The sequence below is a fragment of the Marinobacter sp. C1S70 genome, from assembly GCF_000475355.1.
Lineage (GTDB): Bacteria > Pseudomonadota > Gammaproteobacteria > Pseudomonadales > Oleiphilaceae > Marinobacter > Marinobacter nauticus.
The window spans coordinates 47501-68740 of sequence record NZ_AXBW01000019.1; the positions used below are offsets into that span (position 1 = coordinate 47501).

The 21240-nt window shown below is 58.6% G+C and carries 20 protein-coding genes; 13 read left to right on the plus strand and 7 right to left on the minus strand.

From position 1 onward, the window contains the following. Window positions 1-17 precede the first annotated feature (17 nt). Window positions 18-2054 (minus strand): methionine--tRNA ligase, encoded by a 2037-nt coding sequence (metG, locus tag Q669_RS06735; RefSeq protein WP_022991705.1) that lies wholly within the window; start codon window positions 2052-2054, stop codon window positions 18-20. A gap of 180 nt (window positions 2055-2234) precedes the next feature. Between metG and apbC the strand changes: the two genes are divergently transcribed. From apbC to Q669_RS06755, 4 genes are all read left to right on the plus strand, one after another. Then, window positions 2235-3335 carry an iron-sulfur cluster carrier protein ApbC gene (gene apbC / locus Q669_RS06740; protein WP_022991706.1) on the plus strand — a complete coding sequence of 367 codons (1101 nt, stop codon included), beginning with the start codon at window positions 2235-2237 and terminating at the stop codon, window positions 3333-3335. A gap of 257 nt (window positions 3336-3592) precedes the next feature. Further along, window positions 3593-4159, plus strand: coding sequence for a dCTP deaminase (gene dcd / locus Q669_RS06745; RefSeq protein ID WP_011784457.1), 567 nt, complete (start codon window positions 3593-3595; stop codon window positions 4157-4159). Further along, complete coding sequence (locus tag Q669_RS06750; protein WP_022991707.1) at window positions 4156-4755, plus strand: YjaG family protein; 600 nt, start codon at window positions 4156-4158, stop codon at window positions 4753-4755. The genes dcd and Q669_RS06750 overlap by 4 nt, the downstream gene beginning before the upstream one ends. 63 nt (window positions 4756-4818) lie before the next feature. Next, a complete protein-coding gene (locus tag Q669_RS06755; protein WP_022991708.1) occupies window positions 4819-6096 on the plus strand; it encodes a valine--pyruvate transaminase in 1278 nt (425 codons plus the stop codon). Here Q669_RS06755 and Q669_RS06760 read toward each other — a convergent pair. The 3 genes from Q669_RS06760 to purM all read right to left on the minus strand — a co-directional run bounded on the left by Q669_RS06760 (window position 6093) and on the right by purM (window position 8630). Next, on the minus strand, window positions 6093-6833 hold the full coding sequence (locus Q669_RS06760; protein WP_022991709.1) for a DUF3108 domain-containing protein: 741 nt from the start codon (window positions 6831-6833) through the stop codon (window positions 6093-6095). The genes Q669_RS06755 and Q669_RS06760 overlap by 4 nt on opposite strands. Window positions 6834-6906: 73 nt before the next feature. Beyond that, window positions 6907-7569, minus strand: coding sequence for a phosphoribosylglycinamide formyltransferase (purN, locus tag Q669_RS06765; RefSeq protein ID WP_014421897.1), 663 nt, complete (start codon window positions 7567-7569; stop codon window positions 6907-6909). Continuing rightward, entirely contained in the window at window positions 7566-8630 is a 1065-nt protein-coding gene (purM, locus tag Q669_RS06770) for a phosphoribosylformylglycinamidine cyclo-ligase (protein WP_014421896.1), read from the minus strand. The genes purN and purM overlap by 4 nt, the downstream gene beginning before the upstream one ends. Before the next feature lie 188 nt (window positions 8631-8818). Between purM and Q669_RS06775 the strand changes: the two genes are divergently transcribed. Genes Q669_RS06775 through Q669_RS06795 form a run of 5 tightly spaced genes read left to right on the plus strand, consistent with a single transcriptional unit; the run spans window position 8819 to window position 12608 of the window. Beyond that, window positions 8819-10138, plus strand: coding sequence for a DUF2066 domain-containing protein (locus Q669_RS06775; protein WP_022991710.1), 1320 nt, complete (start codon window positions 8819-8821; stop codon window positions 10136-10138). 21 nt (window positions 10139-10159) lie between these two features. After that, the gene (locus Q669_RS06780; protein WP_036149062.1) at window positions 10160-10720 is read left to right on the plus strand and encodes a CDP-alcohol phosphatidyltransferase family protein; all 561 of its coding nucleotides are present in this window, start codon (window positions 10160-10162) and stop codon (window positions 10718-10720) included. Further along, on the plus strand, window positions 10717-11415 hold the full coding sequence (gene hda / locus Q669_RS06785) for a DnaA regulatory inactivator Hda (protein WP_014421894.1): 699 nt from the start codon (window positions 10717-10719) through the stop codon (window positions 11413-11415). Before Q669_RS06780 ends, hda begins: the two co-directional genes overlap by 4 nt. A gap of 43 nt (window positions 11416-11458) precedes the next feature. Then, the gene (locus tag Q669_RS06790; protein ID WP_011784466.1) at window positions 11459-12256 is read left to right on the plus strand and encodes a ParA family protein; all 798 of its coding nucleotides are present in this window, start codon (window positions 11459-11461) and stop codon (window positions 12254-12256) included. 10 nt (window positions 12257-12266) lie between these two features. Next, entirely contained in the window at window positions 12267-12608 is a 342-nt protein-coding gene (locus Q669_RS06795) for a YqcC family protein (protein WP_022991712.1), read from the plus strand. 16 nt (window positions 12609-12624) lie between these two features. Here Q669_RS06795 and nadC read toward each other — a convergent pair whose 3' ends face one another. Further along, window positions 12625-13464: a carboxylating nicotinate-nucleotide diphosphorylase gene (nadC, locus tag Q669_RS06800; RefSeq protein ID WP_022991713.1), complete on the minus strand. Its 840-nt coding sequence runs from the start codon at window positions 13462-13464 to the stop codon at window positions 12625-12627. Window positions 13465-13687: 223 nt separating this feature from the next. Between nadC and Q669_RS06805 the strand changes: the two genes are divergently transcribed. From Q669_RS06805 to Q669_RS06820, 4 genes are all read left to right on the plus strand, one after another. Beyond that, a complete protein-coding gene (locus Q669_RS06805) occupies window positions 13688-15988 on the plus strand; it encodes a DUF1631 domain-containing protein (protein WP_022991714.1) in 2301 nt (766 codons plus the stop codon). 105 nt (window positions 15989-16093) lie between these two features. Beyond that, window positions 16094-16705, plus strand: coding sequence for a 1,6-anhydro-N-acetylmuramyl-L-alanine amidase AmpD (gene ampD, locus Q669_RS06810; RefSeq protein ID WP_022991715.1), 612 nt, complete (start codon window positions 16094-16096; stop codon window positions 16703-16705). Then, window positions 16705-17592: a histidine kinase gene (locus Q669_RS06815; RefSeq protein ID WP_022991716.1), complete on the plus strand. Its 888-nt coding sequence runs from the start codon at window positions 16705-16707 to the stop codon at window positions 17590-17592. The genes ampD and Q669_RS06815 overlap by 1 nt, the downstream gene beginning before the upstream one ends. A 117-nt stretch (window positions 17593-17709) precedes the next feature. After that, window positions 17710-19740, plus strand: coding sequence for a methyl-accepting chemotaxis protein (locus Q669_RS06820; RefSeq protein ID WP_081699716.1), 2031 nt, complete (start codon window positions 17710-17712; stop codon window positions 19738-19740). A 30-nt stretch (window positions 19741-19770) separates the two neighbouring features. On the opposite strand, the gene Q669_RS06825 is transcribed toward Q669_RS06820, so the two are convergent. Both Q669_RS06825 and Q669_RS06830 read right to left on the minus strand, forming a co-directional pair. Beyond that, window positions 19771-20328 (minus strand): cob(I)yrinic acid a,c-diamide adenosyltransferase, encoded by a 558-nt coding sequence (locus tag Q669_RS06825; protein WP_014421886.1) that lies wholly within the window; start codon window positions 20326-20328, stop codon window positions 19771-19773. A 23-nt stretch (window positions 20329-20351) separates the two neighbouring features. Further along, window positions 20352-21236 (minus strand): ketopantoate reductase family protein, encoded by an 885-nt coding sequence (locus Q669_RS06830; protein WP_022991718.1) that lies wholly within the window; start codon window positions 21234-21236, stop codon window positions 20352-20354. Between the last annotated feature and the right edge of the window lie 4 nt (window positions 21237-21240).

Here is a 21240-nt window from a genome sequence, read left to right on the forward strand (position 1 = left end):
GCGTCTCAGTCTCTGCTTTACATCACCCGCATGCCCGGCACAGCGCCGGAATCCGGAGACAGAATGAAAATATCCTTACCACCGGGGCCGGCCGCCAGCACCATGCCTTCGGACATACCGAACTTCATCTTTCTGGGTTTGAGGTTGGCGACCATCACGGTCATACGACCTTCCAGATCTTCCGGTTTGTAGACGGACTTAATACCAGCAAACACGTTGCGTTCGCCATGCCCCACGTCAAGAGTCAGTCGAAGAAGCTTGTCAGCGCCTTCCACATGTTCTGCTTTGACAATCTTGACGACCCGCAGATCCACCTTGGCAAAATCCGGGAACTCGATTTCCTCGGCGATCGGTTCGAGATCCTTTGCCGCCTCTTTCTTGCTGTCGCCCTGGGCCGCCGGCAGTTCCTCTTTGGAGGCCTCCAGCATTTTTTCGATCTGGTCCATATCCACCCGGTTCATCAGCGGCTTGAACTTGTCGATGCCGTGGTTTTCGAGCAGGGCTGCACGGTTGTTCCAGTCCAGACGTGAATTCAGGAACGACTGGGCTGCATCAGAGGTCTTCGGCAGTACCGGTGCCAGATAGGTCATCAGCAGGCGGAACATGTTGATGGCGTTGGTACAGATAGCCTGCAGCTGGTCATCCTGGCCGTCCTGTTTGGCAATCACCCAGGGCTGCTCATCATTCACGTACTGGTTGGCAATGTCTGCCAGCTCCATAATCCGACGCATGGCGCGGCCGAACTCACGGGCTTCGTAGAACTCTGCAATCTGTTCACCGGCATCAATAAACTCTTTCAGCTTGTCCTGCTCGGTGACCTCGCCCAACTTGCCGTCAAAGCGCTTGGTGATAAAACCGGCGCTGCGGCTGGCAATGTTCACCACCTTGCCCACCAGATCTGAATTCACCCGGGCAGCAAAGTCTTCCAGGTTCAGGTCCATGTCATCCACACCGCCGGTCAGCTTCGCGGCGAAGTAGTAGCGAAGGTACTCCGGGTTCAGATGGTCCAGGTAGGTCCGGGCCATGATGAAGGTGCCGCGGGACTTGGACATTTTCTTGCCGTTCACCGTCACGAAGCCATGGGCCCAAACCGCGGTTGGCGTGCGGAAGCCCGCATCGTGCAGCATCGAGGGCCAGAACAGGGCATGGAAATTGATGATGTCCTTACCGATAAAATGGTACACCTCGGCACTGGAATCCTTCTTCCAGAAATGCTCGAAATCGATGCCCTCGCGGTTGCACAGATTCTTGAAGCTGGCCAGGTAGCCGATAGGTGCATCCAGCCAAACGTAGAAGTACTTACCTGGTGCATCCGGGATCTCAAACCCGAAATAGGGCGCATCCCGACTGATGTCCCACTCCTGCAGGCCCGCATCCAGCCACTCGGCCAGCTTGTTGGCCACCTGGGGTTGCAGAGCACCGCTGCGGGTCCACTTGCTCAGAAAATCGTGGAACTCCGGCAGTTTGAAGAAGTAATGCTCGGATTCTTTTTCCACCGGGGTGGCGCCAGACACCGCAGAGCGGGGGTTGATCAACTCGGCGGGTGTGTAGGTGGCGCCGCAGGCCTCACAGTTATCACCGTACTGGTCTTCGGTTTTGCACTTGGGACAAGTGCCTTTGATGAAACGATCCGCCAGAAACATCTCTTTTTCCGGATCAAAGAACTGCGTGATCTTGCGCGTGGCAATGTGATCATTGTCCTTGAGCTGGCGGTAGATGTACTCCGAGAAGTACTGATTCTCCTCCGAGTGCGTGGAGTAATAATTGTCGAAACGGATGTGAAAGCCCGCGAAATCTTCCTGATGCTCCTGACGAATCCGGTCGATCAGCTGCTCCGGGGTAATCCCCTCACGCTCGGCCCGCAGCATAATGGCGGTGCCGTGAGCATCGTCTGCGCAAACGTAGTAGCAGTTGTGGCCGCGCATGTTCTGGAAGCGCACCCAGATATCGGTCTGAATGTATTCCAGCAGATGCCCCAGATGAATGGGCCCGTTGGCGTAGGGCAGGGCGCTGGTAACCAGAATATCGCGCTGTTGCTTGCTCGCTTGCGTCATGGTGATGTCCGAACCTTATGTTGAGTCGGGTTGGAAAGACAAAAACGGGGTTCCGGCGCCAATCGCAATTGATTGTTCCAGGTAAAGACCCCATATGGTCAGAAACGGGCACAGATGATACCTTCCGAGCCATCATTTTTCACCTGCATTCAAGCTTATGAGCTTATTCCGGAGACCCCGATGACCCAGATTTCCCAACAGGCCCTAGAAGCCGCCGTTCGCGAATACCGGGACCCCTACCTGAACAAAGACCTGTACGAACTGGGAGCCGTGAAAAACCTGAGCGCAGACGACAGCGGCAACGTAACCCTGATGGTCGAACTGCCATACCCTTCCAAAGGCATCGCTGGTGGCCTGAAACAGATCGTCGCCAACGCTCTGGAATTTGTCGATGGCGTTGAAAGTGCCGAGGTACACGTAGCCCAGAAAATCCACAGCTACAAAACCAACAAAGACCTGCCGGCCGTCCCCGGTGTGAAAAACATCATCGCAGTCGCCTCCGGCAAAGGCGGCGTGGGCAAATCCACCACCGCCGTCAACCTCGCTCTCGCCCTGCACGCCGAAGGCGCCCGGGTCGGCATCCTCGACGCCGATATCTACGGGCCCAGCATCGGCATGATGCTCGGCGTACCCGAAGGCAAACGCCCGGACGTACGCGAAAACAAATACTTCGTCCCCATGCTGGCCCACGGCCTGCAAGCCAACTCCATGGCCTTCGTCACCACCGACAAAACCCCCATGGTCTGGCGCGGCCCCATGGTCAGCGGTGCGGTGATGCAGTTGCTCCAGCAAACCCTGTGGGATGAACTCGACTACCTCATTATCGACATGCCTCCCGGCACCGGCGACATCCAGCTCACCCTGGCCCAGAAAGTCCCGGTCACCGGCGCCGTCATCGTCACCACTCCCCAGGACATCGCCCTGCTGGACGGCAAAAAAGGCATCGAAATGTTCCGCAAAGTCGACATCCCGGTGCTGGGCGTAGTCGAAAACATGAGCGTCCACATCTGCTCCAACTGCGGCCATGAAGAACCCCTCTTCGGCCACGGCGGTGGCGAACGCATCGCGGAAGAATACGAAACCACCCTCCTGGGCCAGCTACCCTTGCACATGACCATCCGCGAACAGACCGACAGCGGCGCCCCGACTGTGGTTGCCGAGCCGGATTCGGAAGTGGCAAGACGCTACCGCGACATCGCCAGAAGGGTGGGGGCGGAGCTGTCCACCCGCGAGCGGAATCTTGGTGGGACGATTTCCAGTGTTTCCGTGACGGAGCATTAACCAAGACCGGGTACAGAGGGACTCCAGCTCCATAGTCTGTTCGCGGCATCAGGCCCTTCTGTCCAAAAATGTCGGAGGCCATGGATGGCCGGAGAGAAGCGCACAGGGAAGTGCTCGTAGCGGTTTTTGGACAGAAGGGCCTGATGGCGCAGCCCCCAGTGCGCGGTGTTGGGCAACCAGTCCTATATCTTCGACAGTCACCGCACGACAAGGTAAACTACGCCCCAATTTTCCCAGCTGGAAACGAGAATTCACCCATGAGCATCAAATCCGACAAGTGGATCCGCCGGATGTCCGAACAGCACGGCATGATCGAACCCTTCGAAGCCGGACAAGTTCGGGAAAGCGAAAAAGGCCGCGTCATCTCCTACGGCACCTCAAGCTACGGCTACGACGTACGTTGCAGCAACGAATTCAAAATCTTCACCAACGTCCACAGCGCCACCGTAGACCCGAAGAACTTCGACGAAAACAGCTTCGTCAACTACACCGGCGACGTCTGCATCATCCCGCCGAACAGCTTCGCTCTGGCACGCACCGTTGAGTACTTCCGCATCCCCAGAAGCGTACTCACTATCTGCCTGGGCAAAAGCACCTATGCACGCTGCGGCATCATCGTGAACGTCACCCCGCTGGAACCGGAGTGGGAAGGTCAGGTAACCCTGGAATTCTCCAACACCACCAACCTGCCAGCGAAAATCTACGCCAACGAAGGCGTTGCCCAGATGCTGTTCTTCGAATCCGACGAAATCTGTGAAACCAGCTACAAAGACCGCGGCGGCAAGTACCTTGGCCAGACCGGCGTGACCCTGCCCAGGACATGAACGCCAACCAGTTTCTCAAAGCCGTCTCACAACTGCAGGGCTGGCGCGAATGCGCCTTCCTGCTGGCCCTGGCCGAACGTTCATTTCCCAACTACGCCCTGTTCGCCGACGCCGTTGGCCTGAAAACCGGCGGCAAGATGCGCCAGTTGCTCGATCTGGCCTGGGACATGCTCCAGAAAGACGTGGCCGATGCCGCGATCCCGCAGCTGCTCAGCAAACTCGAAGCCCTGTGCCCCAATGTCGACGAGTACGATGCCTACGGTGTCTACCCGGCCTTCGATTTCTGCCAGCTGCTTGAGCAGGCGCTGCTGAACCGTCTGAACCCGAACAAGCATCGCGCCACCGAAGCCTCTCAGCTGGCGACCCGCACCGTGATGGATTTTGTTGAAATGTCCGAAGGTGAGGGGCTGGATGAAAACGAACTGGTGCGCGTGTTTGAGCACCATCCACTGCTCAAGGACGACAAACTGTTTCAGCGCGACACCGTCATGGCGCTGAAAAAGCAGCGAACACCCAAAGAAGCCTTCCTGGCTGAATTGCGAGCCGGTGCCGCCAACGACGGTGTCAGTAACCTGGGTATCTCCCTGGAAGGCTGACATAAGGCAACCGAGCTACACTGCCTGTAACCTCCCTCAGTACTTTATTGAACGGAATGAATCATGAAACTCTCTGCTTTCGGTCGTAAATTCACCGCTGATGCCGGCATTACTTCCCTGATGGACGATCTCGGGAATGCCATGGCCTCCGGTGAAGACATGATCATGATGGGCGGCGGTAACCCCGGCCACATCCCGGAGATCCAGCAGAGAGTTCAGAGCATTCTGGGGGAGATGGCCTCCAGTGAGGCGGACGTACGTCGGCTGGTGGGTATTTACGATCCCCCTCAGGGGGAAAAGCAGTTTATTGCCTCCCTGGCCCAGTTGCTGAATCAGGAATACGGCTGGGGCCTGAAGCCCGAAAACATTGCGCTGACCAACGGCAGTCAGGCCGCCTTCTTCATGCTTTTCAACATGTTTGGCGGCGACTACGGTGATGGCCATCACAAGCATATCCTGCTGCCTCTGGCGCCTGAATACATTGGCTACGCCGATGCCGGCATTGAGCAGGGGCTGTTCCACGCGGTACAGCCGGACATCTCGTTTACCGATGCCCATGAATTCAAATATCGGGTGGATTTTGACGCCGTGGAGGTGACCGGAGAAACCGGCGCTATCTGTGTCTCCCGGCCAACCAATCCCACCGGGAATGTGATTACCGATGAAGAACTGGCCCGACTGGAAGAACTGGCCCGGCAAAACGATATTCCGCTGATTGTCGACGGAGCCTATGGAACGCCATTTCCGAGCCTGCTGTTTGTCGACGCGCAGCCGAGCTGGAACGAGCAGGTTATCCTGTGTCTGAGCCTGTCAAAGCTGGGCTTGCCGGCGGCGCGAACCGGGATTGTTATTGCCGAAGAGTCCATTATCAAGGCATTGTCGGGTATCAACGCCATCATGAACCTGGCCACCGGAAGCTTTGGTGCGATGCTGGCAGAACCGCTGGTGCGCTCCGGAGAGATTCTGTCCCTGAGCCGGGATGTGGTTTGCCCGTTCTATAAAGCAAAAATGGAGCGGGCGGTATCGGTGTTCCGGGACGCCATGGGCGAAGACAGTTGCCGCTGGTACATCCACAAGCCCGAAGGCGCCATGTTCCTGTGGCTCTGGTTCCCGGATTTGCCAGTCTCCAGTCTGGAGCTTTATCAGCGTCTCAAGGCTCGGGGTGTGCTGGTGGTCTCCGGGCATTATTTCTTCCCGGGCTTGCCCGAGGATGGCTGGCGTCATCGCCATGAGTGCCTCAGGGTCACCTATTCGCAGGACGATGCCCGGGTGGCTGAGGGCCTGAGAATCATTGCTGAAGAAGTAAAAGCGGTGTGGGCCGAGCAGGGACTGGCCGGTTAGTCGGCCAGTGTCGCGTCTTTGAGTTTCAGCTCGTACTCGCTGCCGTCCGGCTCTACCTGGAGCAGGCGAACCAGCAGGTAATCCCGGGCCGGATCAAACCACATCAGGGTCTGGCGTTTGGAGTCTTCGTCCCGGACCTTTTCTGCCTTCAGGGTATTCATGGTGCGGCCATGGTCGCTCAGGCTATCTTCGTCGATGACAGCAAAGCGGTCGTCGTCGTAATCCCCCTTGTCCAGCACCTGGTAGGTGACATCGCGTTTGCCCGCCTTGAGATCCTGATGGAGCTGTAACTGGTAGCCCAGTGGGTCCAGGGTCTTATCCCGTAACTCGACTTCAAACTTCTCGCCGCGATAGCTGCCGGTGGCAGTGCCTGCCTGCCAGTCAAAATCAATGGACTGTTTGCGATCCTTGATCAGGAAGCCGGAGAGGTGATAGCGGTAGCGCAGGGGGATTACCTGGCCATCTTCCCAGCGAAAAATCAGTGATTCGTTGATATCGGCGATGAAGGAGTCGACATCCGTACGGTACAGCCAGACGTTATTGCCCTGGTCTGTCAGTTCCCGAACACCCTCGCCGTTGAGGCTGACGCCTTTGGACATGGAGGCGGTGTAGCGGGCCTCATAGGGCACCAGAGGGGCGTAATCTACATCGGCGGCGGACGCCGGCAGCGCAATCATGCCGGCAATTAGGGCTGCCCAGAGCTGAAAACGTGGTTTGTGGGGGGTGTCTGTGTGCATCAAAAAGCCTCTTTGACCGTCTACGCTAGCGACAGTGTAGTTGGTTCGGCGAGGCCTTGTGATGACAATCTGTTCAGTTCGCCGGCAGTCGCATGGGACGCTCGATGGGCGCGCCGTCAAACAGAACGCCCTCAGCGCCCAGCTGAATGCGACCCTCGCAGAACCAGCGCACGACGATGGGGTAGAGCACGTGCTCCTGTTGCTGAACTTTTTCCGCCAGGGACTCCGGAGTGTCATCCTCTGCCACGGCAACTTCCGCCTGGGCGATGACCGGCCCGCCGTCCAGTTCCTCGGTCACAAAGTGAATGGATACACCGTGGGTGCGGTCACCGGCTTCCAGGACCCTTTGGTGGGTGTTCAGTCCGGTGTAGGCCGGCAACAGGGAAGGGTGAATGTTAAGCATCCGGCCACGGAATGCGCGGACAAAGTCGCTGGTCAGAATCCGCATGAAGCCGGCCAGCACCACCAGATCCGGATTGTGGCGAAGGATTTCGGCCAGCAGGGCGGCGTCGAATTCTTCTCGGGAGCCATATTTTGTATGGTCGACCACAAAGGTGGTGAGATTGGCCTGGGCGGCGCGCTCCAGGGCAAACGCGCCCGGTTTGTTGCAGCCAACGGCAATGATCTCACCCGGAAAGTCGCGTTCCCGGGTGGCGTCGATCAAAGCCTGCAGGTTGGTGCCGCTGCCAGAGGCGAGCACCAGGATCTTCGGAACGGGGGCCGGATCTGCCTTCATGCCGTCAAAAGCCCCGGAGCGTAGCGAACAACGGGCTCAGCATCGCTGGATTCGGCTGCTTCCATTACGCCGATCTGCCATACCTTTTCACCCATGGCATTCAGGGTGTCCATGGCCAGTGCCTTCTGGTCTTCCGGTACACAGATGACCATGCCGATACCGCAGTTAAAGGTGCGATACATTTCCTCCTGGGCTACGCCGCCGGCATTCTGAAGCCACTGGAATACCGGGGGCAGCTCCCAGCTCTGGGTGTCGAGTGCGGCTATGGTGCCCTTGGGCAGTACCCGGGGGATGTTCTCGGGCAGGCCGCCGCCGGTAATGTGCGAAAGGGCCCGAACATCGACTTCGCGAATCAGTTGAAGCAGATTCTTCACATAGATGCGTGTGGGCGCCATCAGGGCGTCGGCCAGTGTGGTGTCGCCCATTGACTGGCTCAGGTCTGCGCCACTGACTTCGATAATCTTGCGAATCAGCGAGTAGCCGTTGGAGTGGGGGCCGGAGGAGCCCAGCGCCAGCAGGGCGTCACCCGGCTGCGCGCGGCTACCGTCAATGATCTTGTCACGCTCCACAATGCCTACACAGAAGCCGGCCAGATCGTAATCGTCGCCTTCATACATGCCCGGCATCTCGGCGGTCTCGCCACCAACCAGAGCGCATCCGGCCTGCTCACAACCCTGGCCAATGCCTTCAACTACCTGAGCGGCAACGTCGACATTCAGTTTGCCGGTTGCGTAGTAGTCCAGAAAGAACAGAGGCTCGGCGCCGCCGACCACCAGGTCATTCACGCACATGGCCACCAGGTCGATGCCGATGCTGTCATGCTTCTGCAGTTGCATGGCAAGCCGAAGCTTGGTGCCTACGCCGTCCGTGCCAGAAACCAGTACGGGCTCTTTGTAGCCTGCCGGAATCGATACCATGGCGCCAAAGCCGCCGAGGCCGCCGAGTACTTCCGGGCGACGGGTGCGCGCTGCAGTACTCTTGATTCGGTTGACAAGATCGTTACCTGCGTCGATGTCCACGCCGGCATCGCGGTAGGTCAGGGAGGGCTTCTGTTCGCTCATGGAAAATAACCGTAGGCCTGTGAGTCAAGGCGCGGATTTTAACAGGTGCGCACGGGGGCTCCAAATGGAATTGGGAGCACAGGCAATATTGCCGGTTTCAGATTGCCTGACTGCAACCTGTGCTTGCTACTCTCGGCTCTGGTGATGGTGTATCCTGTGCGCCAACCATGGGAATGGCAAGGTGTTTCATGACCGAATCAGTGAAAACAGCCAGGAACGGGCGAGTTGCTGCGTTTCTGTTGGCGGCAGTCTGTTGGGTACTCTCGGCCGGCCCGGCATCGGCGGTCAGCGTGTCGGGACTCTACGCGGCCGATGTTCCGGTTGCAGGCACTTCGGCGGATACGTTGAAGGCCGGATACGCTGAAGGGCTGCGTCAGGTAATGGTGAGGGTGTCCGGAACCCGTGAGGTGCTGGAACTCGAAGGGATAGACGAGGTATTGGCAGACGCCGAGTCCATGTTGCTGTCTTATCAGGTGAACCGTACCGCGGGGCAGTCACGTTTGCAGATGAGTTTCGGAGCCGTCGGGGTCAACCGCGCGCTGGCGTCTGTGCAGGCGCCGGTATGGGGCGCCAACCGCCCCCTGACGCTGGCCTGGATTGCCGTGGAAGACCGGGGAGACCGGCAATTACTGACCCGTGCAGCGGATTCAGCGCCGGGAAGTAATGAGGGGCTCTGGGCACAACATCTCTTATCAGCAGCGGCCGATCGCGGTCTGCCCATCGCCTTCCCGCCGGAGACCTATGCCGGTGACCGGGCCTTGCTGTCGGATTTGTGGGGCCAGTTTGTCGGCCGCATCCAGCAAGCTTCAGACGATCTGTCCCACGACGCCCTGGCTCTGGTTCGTATCAGTCGTTCCGGCGGCCAATGGCGCGCAGGCTGGGTGGTTGAAGGCATGGGGCTCGATGCAGGTGAGCAGTCGGTCAATGCCGATACGCCGGAACAGTTGGCGCAAGCTTTAATCGATCGCTGGACAGAGCAATACGCCAGCCGATATGCGGTCACAGCCGGCGAGGCGGGTGAGGCTCCGAAAGTTGATATGGTGCTTGAGGGTGTAACGACGCTGGCAGATTACGGCCAGGTGACCCGGGCACTGCAGGACATGACTCCGGTAGTGTCTGTTGGTGCGTCACGGGTTCGTGGCAACCGGCTGACCGTGGAGGTGGCATTCTCCGGAGAACTTGACCAGTTGAAGGAGCATATCGCGCTGGACGCACGATTTGTGCCGGCGGAGCAGCCTGCAGAGCCGATAACGGCCAGCAAGAACAGCCAGGCTACTGGCTCGGAAGGGGATGGTGCGGCGCAAACAGGCGAGGCCGGTTCCCGGAACGAGACCGAAGCACCGGCCGGAACGGATGCGCAGGATAGTGCTGAGACGGCTGGGTTCAGCTATCAGCCCCTGGCTCCGGGCGATGAGCAGGATGCCGAACAGGCTTTTGAGTCTTTGTACCAGGTACTTTATTACCGCTGGCAACCCGCTCCCGGCGCCACTGGCGGCGACCGAAGCTGATGGCTTGATGGAGGCGGCCCGGTGAGTTCTAGGCAGTGGCGCTGGATCCCGAATGCACTGACATTCCTGCGAATGGTGCTGATCGTGCCGTTCGCCGGCGCACTGCTGGAAGGTAACTACCGGCTGGCTCTGGTGATATTCTTCGTTGCCGCACTGACCGATGCCTTTGACGGGTTTCTGGCCCGTCATTTCAACTGGCGCTCCCGGCTTGGTGCTGTGGCCGACCCTCTCGCGGACAAGGCGCTGTTGATTTCGGCCTACCTCATGCTCACCATTACCGGTGTACTTCCGCTGTGGCTGTTTGCCCTGGTGCTGGGTCGGGATCTTGTCATTGTCTGCGGCGGCCTGGCTTTTCATTACGGCATCGGCCGCTTCGATATGGAACCCAGTATTCCGGGCAAGATCAACACGTTTGTCCAGATACTGGTGGCGCTCGCCATTATCATCCTGCTGGCGGGTTTGCCCATGCAGCCCTGGGTCATCGACACCGGGATCTGGCTGGTTGCCGTCAGCGTGCTGGTGAGCGGGGGCCATTATGTTGCAGTCTGGAGTTTGCGGGCCTGGAGGGCGAAGCGGTCATGAAAGCCTCACAAATGGTATTGGGGGTCAAGCTCCGGGACGATGCCCGCTTCGACAACTTTCACGGCGACCGTAACCGTTCGGCCGCACAGCGGCTGGAGCTGGTGTGCCGGGAGCCGTCGGGGCTTCCGGTAGTGGTGATCTGTGGCGATTCCGATACCGGCAAAAGTCATCTGTTGCAGGCGATCTGCCATGAGTCCGAGCAGATGGGAAAAACCGCCGTCTGCATCAGCATTGTCGAGCTGCTGCCGTTCGGCCCGGACGCCCTGGCGGGCCTGGACAGTCATGATGTGATCTGTCTTGACGATCTGGAGCATGCCGCGGGTGATCCCGGCTGGGAGGAGGCGGTTTTCCACCTGTACAACCGGGTGCTGGATCGTAATGGTCTGCTGGTGGTCAGTCTGTCCGAGGTGCCCGCTTCGCTGCCGTTCGGACTGGCAGACCTGGGATCTCGTCTGGCGCATGGTTTGCTCATTCAGTTGGGCGTGTACCGGGATGAGGATCGGCAGCGAATCCTGATGGCCCGGGCAGAGCAGCGCGGGCTGGTGATGAGCGAGGATGTTGCCGGCTTCATCATGCGCAGGGCCCCGAGAAAGCTGGGTGATCTGCTGGGGCTGCTGGATACCTTGGATGAGAATTCGCTGCAGGCCCAGCGACGTTTAACCATTCCGTTTGTGAAAGCCGTGATGGGATGGTAGCGGTAAAGGGATTAATAACGATAAAGGCCATTGGAGAGACGACATGAGACGGGTTGTATTCAATCAGAAAGGTGGCGTTGGCAAGTCTAGTATCACCTGTAACCTGGCGGCCATCAGCGCCGCAAGAGGAAAGCGTACCCTGGTGGTGGATCTGGACCCGCAGGGCAACTCCACCCACTACCTGCTGGGCAAACCGGCGGCTGAACTGAAAGATACCGTTGCCGATCTGCTGGAGCAGACGGTCGCCTTCAGTGTCTTCAATCGTCGACCTGACGAGTTTGTACACGCCTCGTCATTCGACAACCTGTACGTGTTGCCATCCAGCCCTGAGCTGGATTTTCTGGAACGCAAACTCGAAGCCAAGCACAAGATCTACAAGCTCAGGGAGTTTCTGAAAAAGCTCAGCGACAGTTTCGATGAGATCTATATCGATACCGCCCCGGCCCTGAATTTCTACACTCGTTCTGCCCTGATTGCTGCCCAGCGCTGCCTGATCCCGTTCGACTGCGATGATTTCTCCCGCCAGGCGCTCTACAACATCCTCCATGAAATCCGCGAATTGCAGGAGGATCATAATGAGGAGCTGGTTGTTGAGGGCATCATTGCAAACCAGTTCCAGCCAAGGGCGAGCCTGCCCAGGCAGTTGGTCCGGGAGCTGACGGAGGAGGGGTTGCCGGTGCTGCCGGTACGCCTGTCCAGTTCCGTCAAGATGAAAGAATCACACCAGAGTCGCCAACCGCTGATTCACATGGCTCCGAAACACACGCTCACACGCCAGTATGAGGATCTATACCGTGTGCTGCATGGGGAGTCTGTTGAGCTGGAGCCATTGGCAGACTGAGAGGAATCCCATGAGTGAAAAAGCACGCCACCTGGATCAGGTGACCGACGGTTTGCTGCAGATTGAAATTGAACTTCGGCAACTGGGTGTCTGGCAGACAGAAAGCCTGCCACCGGAGGCGTTCCAGAGTACCCAGCCGTTCTGCCTGGATACCATGGACTTCACCCAGTGGCTGCAGTTCGTGTTTCTTGAAAAAATGAAGGCGCTGGTGGAAGCCGGTCACGCGCTGCCAGAGGTATCTGGTATTGCGCCCATGGCAGAAGAGCATTTCCGTGGGCGTGAGCAGTCCGGCCGTGAGCTGATATCAGCGCTTGAGGAGATGGATCGGCTGTTGTCCTCTGGCGGCCGCTGATTATTTCGGGACTGGATTACTCCAGGCGCATGGACAAATCGATGGCTCGTACGTCTTTGGTCAGTGCGCCGATCGAGATGTAATCCACGCCGGTTTCGGCAACGGGCACCAGCGTGTGCGCGTTGATGCCACCGGAAGCTTCAAGGCGGGCTTTTCCGGCATTCCGTTTTACCGCTTCAGCCATGTCGGCAAGCGAGAACTCGTCCAGCATGATGATGTCGGCCCCGGCCTCAAGGGCCTGGTCCAGCTCGGCGAGCGATTCAGTTTCCACTTCCACGGGTTTGCCTGGTGCAATGCGGTGCGCTTCGGCGACCGCATTGGCAATGGAGCCGCAGGCGGCAATGTGGTTTTCCTTGATTAGAAATGCGTCCCAGAGTCCCAGCCGGTGATTGTCGCAGTCACCGCAAGTCACCGCGTATTTCTGGGCCAGTCGCAGCCCTGGCAGGGTTTTCCTGGTGTCCAGAAGGCGTACGTTGGTATGGGACACCCGGCGAGCGTAATGGGCACAGGCTGTTGCCACGCCAGACAGGGTCTGCAACCAGTTAAGAGCAGCGCGTTCGGCGGTCAGAAGCGAGCGGGCCGGGCCTTGCATGCGGAAGATCACGGCGTTGGCGGGTACGTCGTCGCCATCGTGAAACTGCCACTGGAGTGTCACTGACGGATCCACCTGGTGAAAAGCCTCCTCCACCCAGGCGCTTCCAGCCAGGCGGGCGTCTTCCCGGGTGATTACCCTTGCTGTTGCCAGTTTTTCGGCAGGGATCAGCTGGGCGGTGATGTCGCCATCGCCAATATCTTCCCGCAGACTCTGGGCAACGGATTCGATACGGGCCTGGCGCAGCAGTTCGGCAGAAATCATTGGGACGTCCGGAGGTTGATGGTGGCTTGGAAAATTGTGGAGGGCAATTCTACTGCCAGCGCTATCGATTCGCCAAATGGAGGTGTGAGTGGTCTGAAGTGTGATGCAGTTCCTGCTGACACAAAAGGTGACAAATTCTGACACAAGGTGACGACACTCGCCCGTATGATGTAATCCTATAAAGGTTTAAGTACCATCAGCTGATCGATTCCGGAGCATCCACATGGCGCACGATAACAAGGTAGTCCGCTTGGCCGGTCAGAAGCCGGTGAGCCGGTTCTCGTTACCGGTAGAGCTGGTGCGACTGCGTGACACATCGGGTCAGTCACTCAAGGCGGTACTTGCCAGTTTTTTCGAACAGGCTGACGACAGTTTGTTTGCCCTCGCAGACCGGGCCGGCTCCAACCAGGACCAGACTGCCTACTTCGACGCCATGCGGGAGCTGCGACTGCGCCGGAAGGCAATGACAGTGTCAGTCCTGCAATACGTCAGCCAGGCCTTCAACGAGCTGGGTAAGTTCAAACCTGCCCGCTCCGGTGGTTCACTGGAAGAAGTGGACCAGGACTCTCTCAGCCTGGTGGATCACTCTGATCTTGAACAGCAGGTAGCGATAGATAACCTGACCAATCGCCTGCGGAATCGATACCAGGAGCCGGTAAGGATGTTGGCGGCCCGGATTCGCCATCTTGTTCCGCAGTTGGATCTCTCTGACGATCAAATGCCTCTCAGCCCGGAAGTCATTTGTGGCGCTATTTCGGATGCTTGCACCGATCTGGATATTGATATCCGTGCCAAGCTTGTGGTTTTGAAGCTGTTTGAACGCCTGCTGGTGGACAAGCTCAGCGATTTCTACCAGGAATGCAACAAAACCCTGATCGCCGCCGGCGTGCTGCCTGACATGAAGCGGGCTCCGGTGGGTGGTGCTCAGGTAGCGCCGGGTCGCAGTGCGCCAAAGGCAGGCGGTTCGCCAGCGCCCGCCCAGGAAGCCCCGGCTGCCGAAGGTACGGCCAATGGCCATGGACCGTCGCCTACTTTCAGTGAGCTGAGTGCGCTGTTGCACCAGGGAGAGACCAGTAGTGCCGGTATGGCACAAACCGGCGCTGTTCTGGATACCGATCGTCTGATGGCGCGCCTGAACGAACTGCAGGGCGCAGCGCCGCAGGGTGAAGGCGACAATGTGGTGCCTTTGCGCCAGCAGTTACAGCCGCTGTTGCAGGGTCCGGAAGGGAAGCGATTCTCAGTAGGGCAGGTCGACAGTGATGTGATCAATCTGGTCTCAATGCTGTTTGATTTTATTCTCGAAGATCGTCAGTTGCATCCGGTCATGAAGGCGCTGATCGGGCGGCTACAGATTCCGGTGCTCAAGGTCGCACTCAGCGACAAGAACTTTTTCAATCGTGGTGGCCATCCGGTTCGCAAGCTCCTCAACGAACTTGCCCTGGCCGCCATTGGCTGGAGCGAGAAACGTGCCGGAATGCGTGATCCGCTTCGGGAAAAGATTGAGGAAGTGGTGGGTCGGGTGCTGACCGAATACACCGATCAGGTAGGGCTGTTCGAGGAATTGCTGAAGGACTTTGGTCACTTCATGGATCTGGATCGCCGGCGTCGCGAGCTGGTTGAGCAGCGCCTTCGGGATGCCGAAGAAGGACGCGCCCGGCAGGAGCGTGCCAGTCAGGCTGCTACCGATGTTATCCGTGAGCACACGGCAGGCCGGGACATTCCCGAGCCGGTTTTACAGGTGCTGAACGAGCCCTGGACCCGCTACCTGCAGTGGGTGGTGTTGCGCGAGGGTGAAGAAAGCGAGCGTTGGCTGCAGGCAAAGGCCATCAGCGAGCGGCTGGTGTGGAGTGTTGACCCGCGACCGGTGTCTTCTGATACCCGGGCGGAACTGTTGCGAATGATTCCAGAGGTGGTGGAAGAGCTCCGCAAGGCGCTTCAGGAGATCTCCTGGGATCCGTTTGCAACCGATGCGGCCATCCGGGACCTGGAGCTTGCCCATGTCGATGTTTTCCAGAAACTGGTGACCGCGCCGGTTGTTGAAGACAAGGCACCCACGATTGAGAATTTCGAGGTACCTGAAGCTCCGGCAGAGCCGGCGGAAACTCCCGAGCAATCGGAACCTGCGCCGGAGGTGATTGACGAGGTGACTGAACCTGCGTCAGTCAAGCCTGCTGAGATCTCAGCCGGCGTTGAGACGGCAGCCGTCGCCGAGGAATCCGCGGAGATCCAATCACCAGTAGCGTCGGCGGAATGGCTGGCGAAGGCGGACGGCCTGAGAGTTGGATCCTGGGTTGAGATGGCCAGAGACGAGACCAGGGTCCGTTGCAAGCTGGCGGCCTTCATCAAGGCCACCGGCAAGTACATCTTTGTTAACCGCAGTGGTGCGAAGGTGGCGGAATATCATCGGGATGACCTGGCGATTGCTCTGCAGGAGCAGGCGATCACCATGCTGGATGACGGCCTGATCTTTGATCGGGCGCTGGAGTCCATCATCGACAACCTGCGTCATAACCGAAAAGACTGATCTCCGGTACTGAGTGCCCGCGCCGGGCACCGGCGACGTCGTGGCATCCATGGGCGCTTTGTGATTCAATCATCTGCATGAGTCCCCTGCGCCGATGGAAACACGTTGTCTAGTATCCAGAACGATCATCACCCACACTCCCTGAAAGATGCGGCAGCACTTTTGCGTTCCAGTGGCCGGTTCCCCGGCGTGCGCTGGTGTCCGTCGCCCAATTTTGGTCCCCGCCCGGACGGTTCCTCTATCTCACTGCTGGTGGTTCACAACATCAGCCTGCCGCCGGAACAGTTTGGCGGCCCGCACATCGAGAACTTTTTCTGTAACTGTCTGGATACTGCTGCCCACCCCTATTTTGAAACGATCGCAGAGCTGAAGGTGTCTGCACACGCGTTGATTCGCCGGGATGGTTCCGTTATTCAGTTTGTCAGCTGTCTGGACAGGGCATGGCATGCTGGCCGTTCCAGTTTTCAGGGTAAGGAGGAGTGCAACGACTACTCCATTGGTATCGAGCTCGAAGGTGCGGATGACGTTCCCTATACCGATGATCAGTACCGTGCGCTGGCGCGTCTGGCGCTCCTGGCAATGACAGCCTGGCCAGAAATCACGCCGGGTCGCATTGCCGGCCACAGTGATATTGCTCCGGGCCGAAAAACCGATCCAGGGCCCGCGTTTGAGTGGTCTCGCTTCCGGGCACTGCTGTCGAACGAGGAGATGGCCTGATGTCGTTGGTTGTTTTTCTGATTGCGTACGTGACTCGCCGCAGGCTGGACCGCGCCGACCACCTGGCCAGCGATGAGATCTGGCGTCGCTGGCTTCATCGTTGGGGCCGGGTAGAAGCGGGTCAGGAGCGGTCAGTCTGGAGAGGGGCGCTGCTGGTTGTGTTACCTTCTCTGGCGCTCGCTGGCGCGTGGGCGTTGTCCCGTGAGGCGGGCTACCGCTATGCCCTGTATCCGCTTGAACTGTTGCTGCTGGTGGTGCTGATGGGGGCGCCGGGCTGGCGCAAGGTGCTGCGAGCCTATTCTGATGCCTGGCGGCGCGGAGATATGCAGGCTGCCTGGCACCATGTTCAAGAGCGCCTGCCCGCCTCCGAAAGAGGAGCGGCGCTATCGCCAGAAGCCATGCACCTGTCGGTGTCGCGGGCGCTGATGGTCTCGGTTTTCGAGCGTTTCTTCCTGGTGGTTTTCTGGTACGCCGTCGGCGGCATAGCGCTGGCTTTTCTGGCTCGCGGGCTTGTAGCTCTGGCGGGTCAATGGCCGCAGGCGGCCGCGCGGGAACGCTATCAGCGGGCGGCCCGGCTTATCGGCTGGATTCCTTCCCGCTTGCTGTCATGCACATTCGGACTCGCCGGTGACCTGGCCGGCTGGTCCCGGGAAATACGCAAGGTATTCCCGGGATTCGGGAAAAAGACCGCAGATGTGCTCATGATTTCCGCCAACGGGTCGTTAACTGGTTATGCACTTGATCCTGCGCGCTTTTCGGAGTTGCACCCGGAAGAGTGGCCCGATTTTGGTGGACGGAGCCTCAGCGCCATAAGGGACCTCCTCAACCGGAGCATGCTGGTGTGGATATGTGCGTTTGCATTGCTGGTGATCGCTGGCGTGACCTAGGCGGAGAGCAAAAAACGAATTACAGAATAACACTAAATAGTGATTAAGTTTTTCCGGCAACGGGCGATAATCAAACAAAAGAATAAAGATTCAGTTGTTAGAAGCAGCGAGGGCTCTGTGAACTATATAATCAATCCGGCTGTAGCACTGATGAATCGGCTGCCCATGGTTTACAAATTCAGCCTCATCAGCATTCTCTTTCTTGGCCCTATCATCGTGCTTTCCTGGTTGGTGATTTCCGGGCTCAACCAGTCGGTTCAGACCATGACCCGCGGCATTGAAGGTCTTGCAGAACTCCAGAAGGTGGAACGCCTGCTGGTGGCGTCGATGGATTACCGTGACTATCAGGCCCCTGGCATTCTGAAAGACGAACAACCCCTGCTCGAAAAAGCCAACGAAGCGGCCAGTCGTATGGACGCCCTGTTGGCAGATCTCGCCGAACCACAGCGTTCTTTTGACACCTCCGGCTCCTGGCAGGAGCAGATTCTGGCTGTAAGGGAAGAATGGGAGACGCTCAAAGCCAACGATAACTATCAGGGCAACATTGACCCCCAGTTCAAGTACTACCAGGAATTTGTGCAGAAGGTGATGGCCTTGCTGCCGGCGACCATTGAAATCAGTGGGTTGGGGCAGGATGCGTCCCGGGAAAACCTGCTGCTGTTAGGGCTGGTACGTTCTGCGTTGCCTGAGTCTCGCACCGTTGTTGGCCGCGCCCGTTCATACGGTATTTTTGCGCTGGTGGAAGGTCAGGTGGGCTATGCACTCAGCGAAACCCTGAATGAAATCTACGATCAGTTGACCAACCGCAGTTCGCTGCTTTCGCCGGCCCTTTCCGTTGCCGTGGAGGCGTCGCCCCAACTGGCAGAGAGTGCGAGCGGTGCCTTGACCCGCACGGAAGAGAGCCTGATGACAGTGCGTGATGAGCTGGATCTGAATGTCATTACGCCTATGCGCCTGGAGCTGCCCTGGCAGGAATTCGATGAGACCGTATCGGCGCAGATGGGATATTACGATACCCTCAGCGATCGTATCTTCGATGTGGTTGCCGGTAATCTTGAGGATCGCCTGGCCCGCCAGACCGGGCAGCGCACTCTGATTCTGGTGGCGCTGATTGCTGTGATGCTGGTGGTGGTCTACCTCTATGTGGGCTTCTTTATGTCTGTGCGGATTGCCATCAACCGGTTCAGCGAAGCTGCAAGAAATGTGGCCGCCGGCGATATGACCACCCATATCCGGTTGAACAACCGGGACGAACTGGGTGAGCTCACCTCCGAGTTCAACAACATGACCGATCGTATCGCTGAGCTTGTCCGGTCGGTGGGCTCTACAACGGCAGATGTTGATCAGCAGGCGGTCCGGGTGAATGACACCGCATCGGCTAACAGTCAGGCCGTGGCCCGACAGATGGAAGAGACCGGTCAGATCAACGAGGCCATGGGCCAGATGGTGGAAGCGGTCAATGAAGTCACCGAGAGTGCGCACCGGGTGGCGGATAGTGCGGGGAATGCCGAGAAAGATACCGAGAAGGGCCGGGAAGTGGTGGCCGATACCGTGGCGACCATTAACCGGCTGGCGACGGAGATTGCTGGCGCCGTTGATGTCATCAACCGGGTGAGTGCGGACAGTGACAATATCAGTCAGGTTCTGGTTGAGATTAAAGCGATTGCCGAGCAGACCAACCTGCTGGCGCTGAACGCGGCCATCGAGGCAGCGAGGGCGGGAGAACAAGGGCGTGGCTTTGCGGTGGTGGCGGATGAGGTTCGCTCATTGTCCCAGCGTACCCACAAGTCCACTGAGGAAATTGAAGGCATGATTTCCCGGCTTCAGGGTGGTGTAAAAGAGGCGGTATCTGCCATGACCTCAAGTCACGATGCCACGGAGAAGACGGTACAGAAGTCTGGTGAAGTGACCGAAGCGCTGGATCGGATCGCCTCGGGCATTTCCGAGATCGTGGATATGAGCCACCAGATTGCCCAGGCGGCGGAGGAACAGTCGGCCGTGGCCAGGAACGTGAATGCCAACGTGGAGCGCATTGGCGAATTTGGCCAGAGCACAGCCTCCAACGCCGAAGAGACTCTGGCTTCGTCCAGGCAGATGTCGGAGCTTACCGCGTCGCTTCAGCGCCTGGTGGAGGCATTCAAGGTGTAATCAGCGGTTGCTGTTGTGAAAAATCCGGCCTCAGAGGCCGGATTTTTTTTGCTCCCAGAGAATCTCCTGGCTGCCATCCCGGCGAGCCAGCACCCGGGCGATGACAAACAGCAGATCGGATAACCGGTTCAGGTAGTGACGCGAGGCAGTATTGATGGAGTCCTCGTGGCCAAGGGCCACCACCACGCGCTCGGCCCGGCGACAGACCGCCCGTGCCAGATGACATTGTGCTGCGGCAGGGCAGCCCCCGGGCAGGATGAAGTTTTTTAGCGGCGGCAGGTCGGTGTTGTACTCGTCCAGAGTCTGCTCCAACCACTCAATGTGATTGTCGCTGATCACCTTGCTGCCCGGGATGGCAAATTCGCCGCCCAGATCAAACAGGTGATGCTGAATGCGCCGGAAGGTATCGATCAGACGGTCGCCAGATGGAAGCGTCTCAATCAAAACGCCGATATGGCAATTCAGCTCATCGGCCATACCCATGGCTTCCACTCGCTGGGCATTTTTGGCGATACGGTTGCCATCGGCCAGGCCGGTAGAGCCGTCGTCTCCGGTTCGGGTGTAGATCTTCGACAGGCGATTGCCCATGGTCTTGCTCCCTCTGGTAAAAGTCAGTTCAGTTGTTGTACCTGTTCGGCGAGCATTTGGTTCACCTGTGCCGGTATGCCATGTTGATGGCCGAGCCGCGCCAGGTAACCGTTAATGAAGTCGATTTCCGTGGTTCTGCCTGCCTGTACATCAGCCCGCATGGAAGACGTGTTGGCGGCGGTTTTGCGGGCGACAGCCTCAATAGTCTCGCGCAGGTTTTCCGGGGCTTGTTGCGGTTGTCCGGCGGCAGGGAGCAGGCGGCTGATCTCCTCGCACAAGGGGGCAATCCATTGCAGGTAAAACGGTTGTGTCAGGATCTCTCCGTTGGGGCAATCCAGAATGGCCGTAAAGGCGTTTATGCCGGCGTTGATCACCAGTTTTTGCCAGAGCCTGGCGAGTATATCGTGTTCAGGGTGGACCATGAGGCCGCTGCTGGCGAGCTGTTGGGCAACCCTTTCGACCAATGGATTCCCCGCCGGGTTCAGGGCGCCGACCCAGGTAGTGCCGCTGCCAGCGTGAACGGTCAGCCCGGGGGCGGGCCGGTTTGCGCCTTCGGTCGTGGATGCGGCCAGTACCGGCCGGTCCGGCCATGTTTCGGTGACCTGCTGCTGGCTCCCCAGGCCGTTTTGGAACAACACAATGGGAGTCTGTTTGGCAATGGAGGGCAGGGCCGCCTTGAGGGCTTCGAGGGTGTCGCCGGCTTTGGTTGTCACCAGGATCAGATCAGGAGACTGGCCGGGTTGTAGCCAGGGAATAATGGTACTGCCTGATTCGCCGTCAATGGGCTGAAAGCGATAACAGACGGGGGCAGGGGCCTGCCCCGGACGGGGCACAAACGCTACCTGCCCGGCAGGTAGCGTTGCCGCCCAGAGCCGGCCCAGGGAGCCGGCACCGAGGATGGCGATCATGGCC

Bases quoted from the DNA above. Each gene is read 5' to 3' on its own strand.
- metG (WP_022991705.1), bottom strand. From the start codon at position 2,054: ATGACGCAAGCGAGCAAGCAACAGCGCGATATTCTGGTTACCAGCGCC.
- apbC (WP_022991706.1), top strand. From the start codon at position 2,235: ATGACCCAGATTTCCCAACAGGCCCTAGAAGCCGCCGTTCGCGAATAC.
- dcd (WP_011784457.1), top strand. From the start codon at position 3,593: ATGAGCATCAAATCCGACAAGTGGATCCGCCGGATGTCCGAACAGCAC.
- Q669_RS06750 (WP_022991707.1), top strand. From the start codon at position 4,156: ATGAACGCCAACCAGTTTCTCAAAGCCGTCTCACAACTGCAGGGCTGG.
- Q669_RS06755 (WP_022991708.1), top strand. From the start codon at position 4,819: ATGAAACTCTCTGCTTTCGGTCGTAAATTCACCGCTGATGCCGGCATT.
- Q669_RS06760 (WP_022991709.1), bottom strand. From the start codon at position 6,833: ATGCACACAGACACCCCCCACAAACCACGTTTTCAGCTCTGGGCAGCC.
- purN (WP_014421897.1), bottom strand. From the start codon at position 7,569: ATGAAGGCAGATCCGGCCCCCGTTCCGAAGATCCTGGTGCTCGCCTCT.
- purM (WP_014421896.1), bottom strand. From the start codon at position 8,630: ATGAGCGAACAGAAGCCCTCCCTGACCTACCGCGATGCCGGCGTGGAC.
- Q669_RS06775 (WP_022991710.1), top strand. From the start codon at position 8,819: ATGACCGAATCAGTGAAAACAGCCAGGAACGGGCGAGTTGCTGCGTTT.
- hda (WP_014421894.1), top strand. From the start codon at position 10,717: ATGAAAGCCTCACAAATGGTATTGGGGGTCAAGCTCCGGGACGATGCC.
- Q669_RS06790 (WP_011784466.1), top strand. From the start codon at position 11,459: ATGAGACGGGTTGTATTCAATCAGAAAGGTGGCGTTGGCAAGTCTAGT.
- Q669_RS06795 (WP_022991712.1), top strand. From the start codon at position 12,267: ATGAGTGAAAAAGCACGCCACCTGGATCAGGTGACCGACGGTTTGCTG.
- nadC (WP_022991713.1), bottom strand. From the start codon at position 13,464: ATGATTTCTGCCGAACTGCTGCGCCAGGCCCGTATCGAATCCGTTGCC.
- Q669_RS06805 (WP_022991714.1), top strand. From the start codon at position 13,688: ATGGCGCACGATAACAAGGTAGTCCGCTTGGCCGGTCAGAAGCCGGTG.
- Q669_RS06815 (WP_022991716.1), top strand. From the start codon at position 16,705: ATGTCGTTGGTTGTTTTTCTGATTGCGTACGTGACTCGCCGCAGGCTG.
- Q669_RS06825 (WP_014421886.1), bottom strand. From the start codon at position 20,328: ATGGGCAATCGCCTGTCGAAGATCTACACCCGAACCGGAGACGACGGC.
- Q669_RS06830 (WP_022991718.1), bottom strand. From the start codon at position 21,236: ATGATCGCCATCCTCGGTGCCGGCTCCCTGGGCCGGCTCTGGGCGGCA.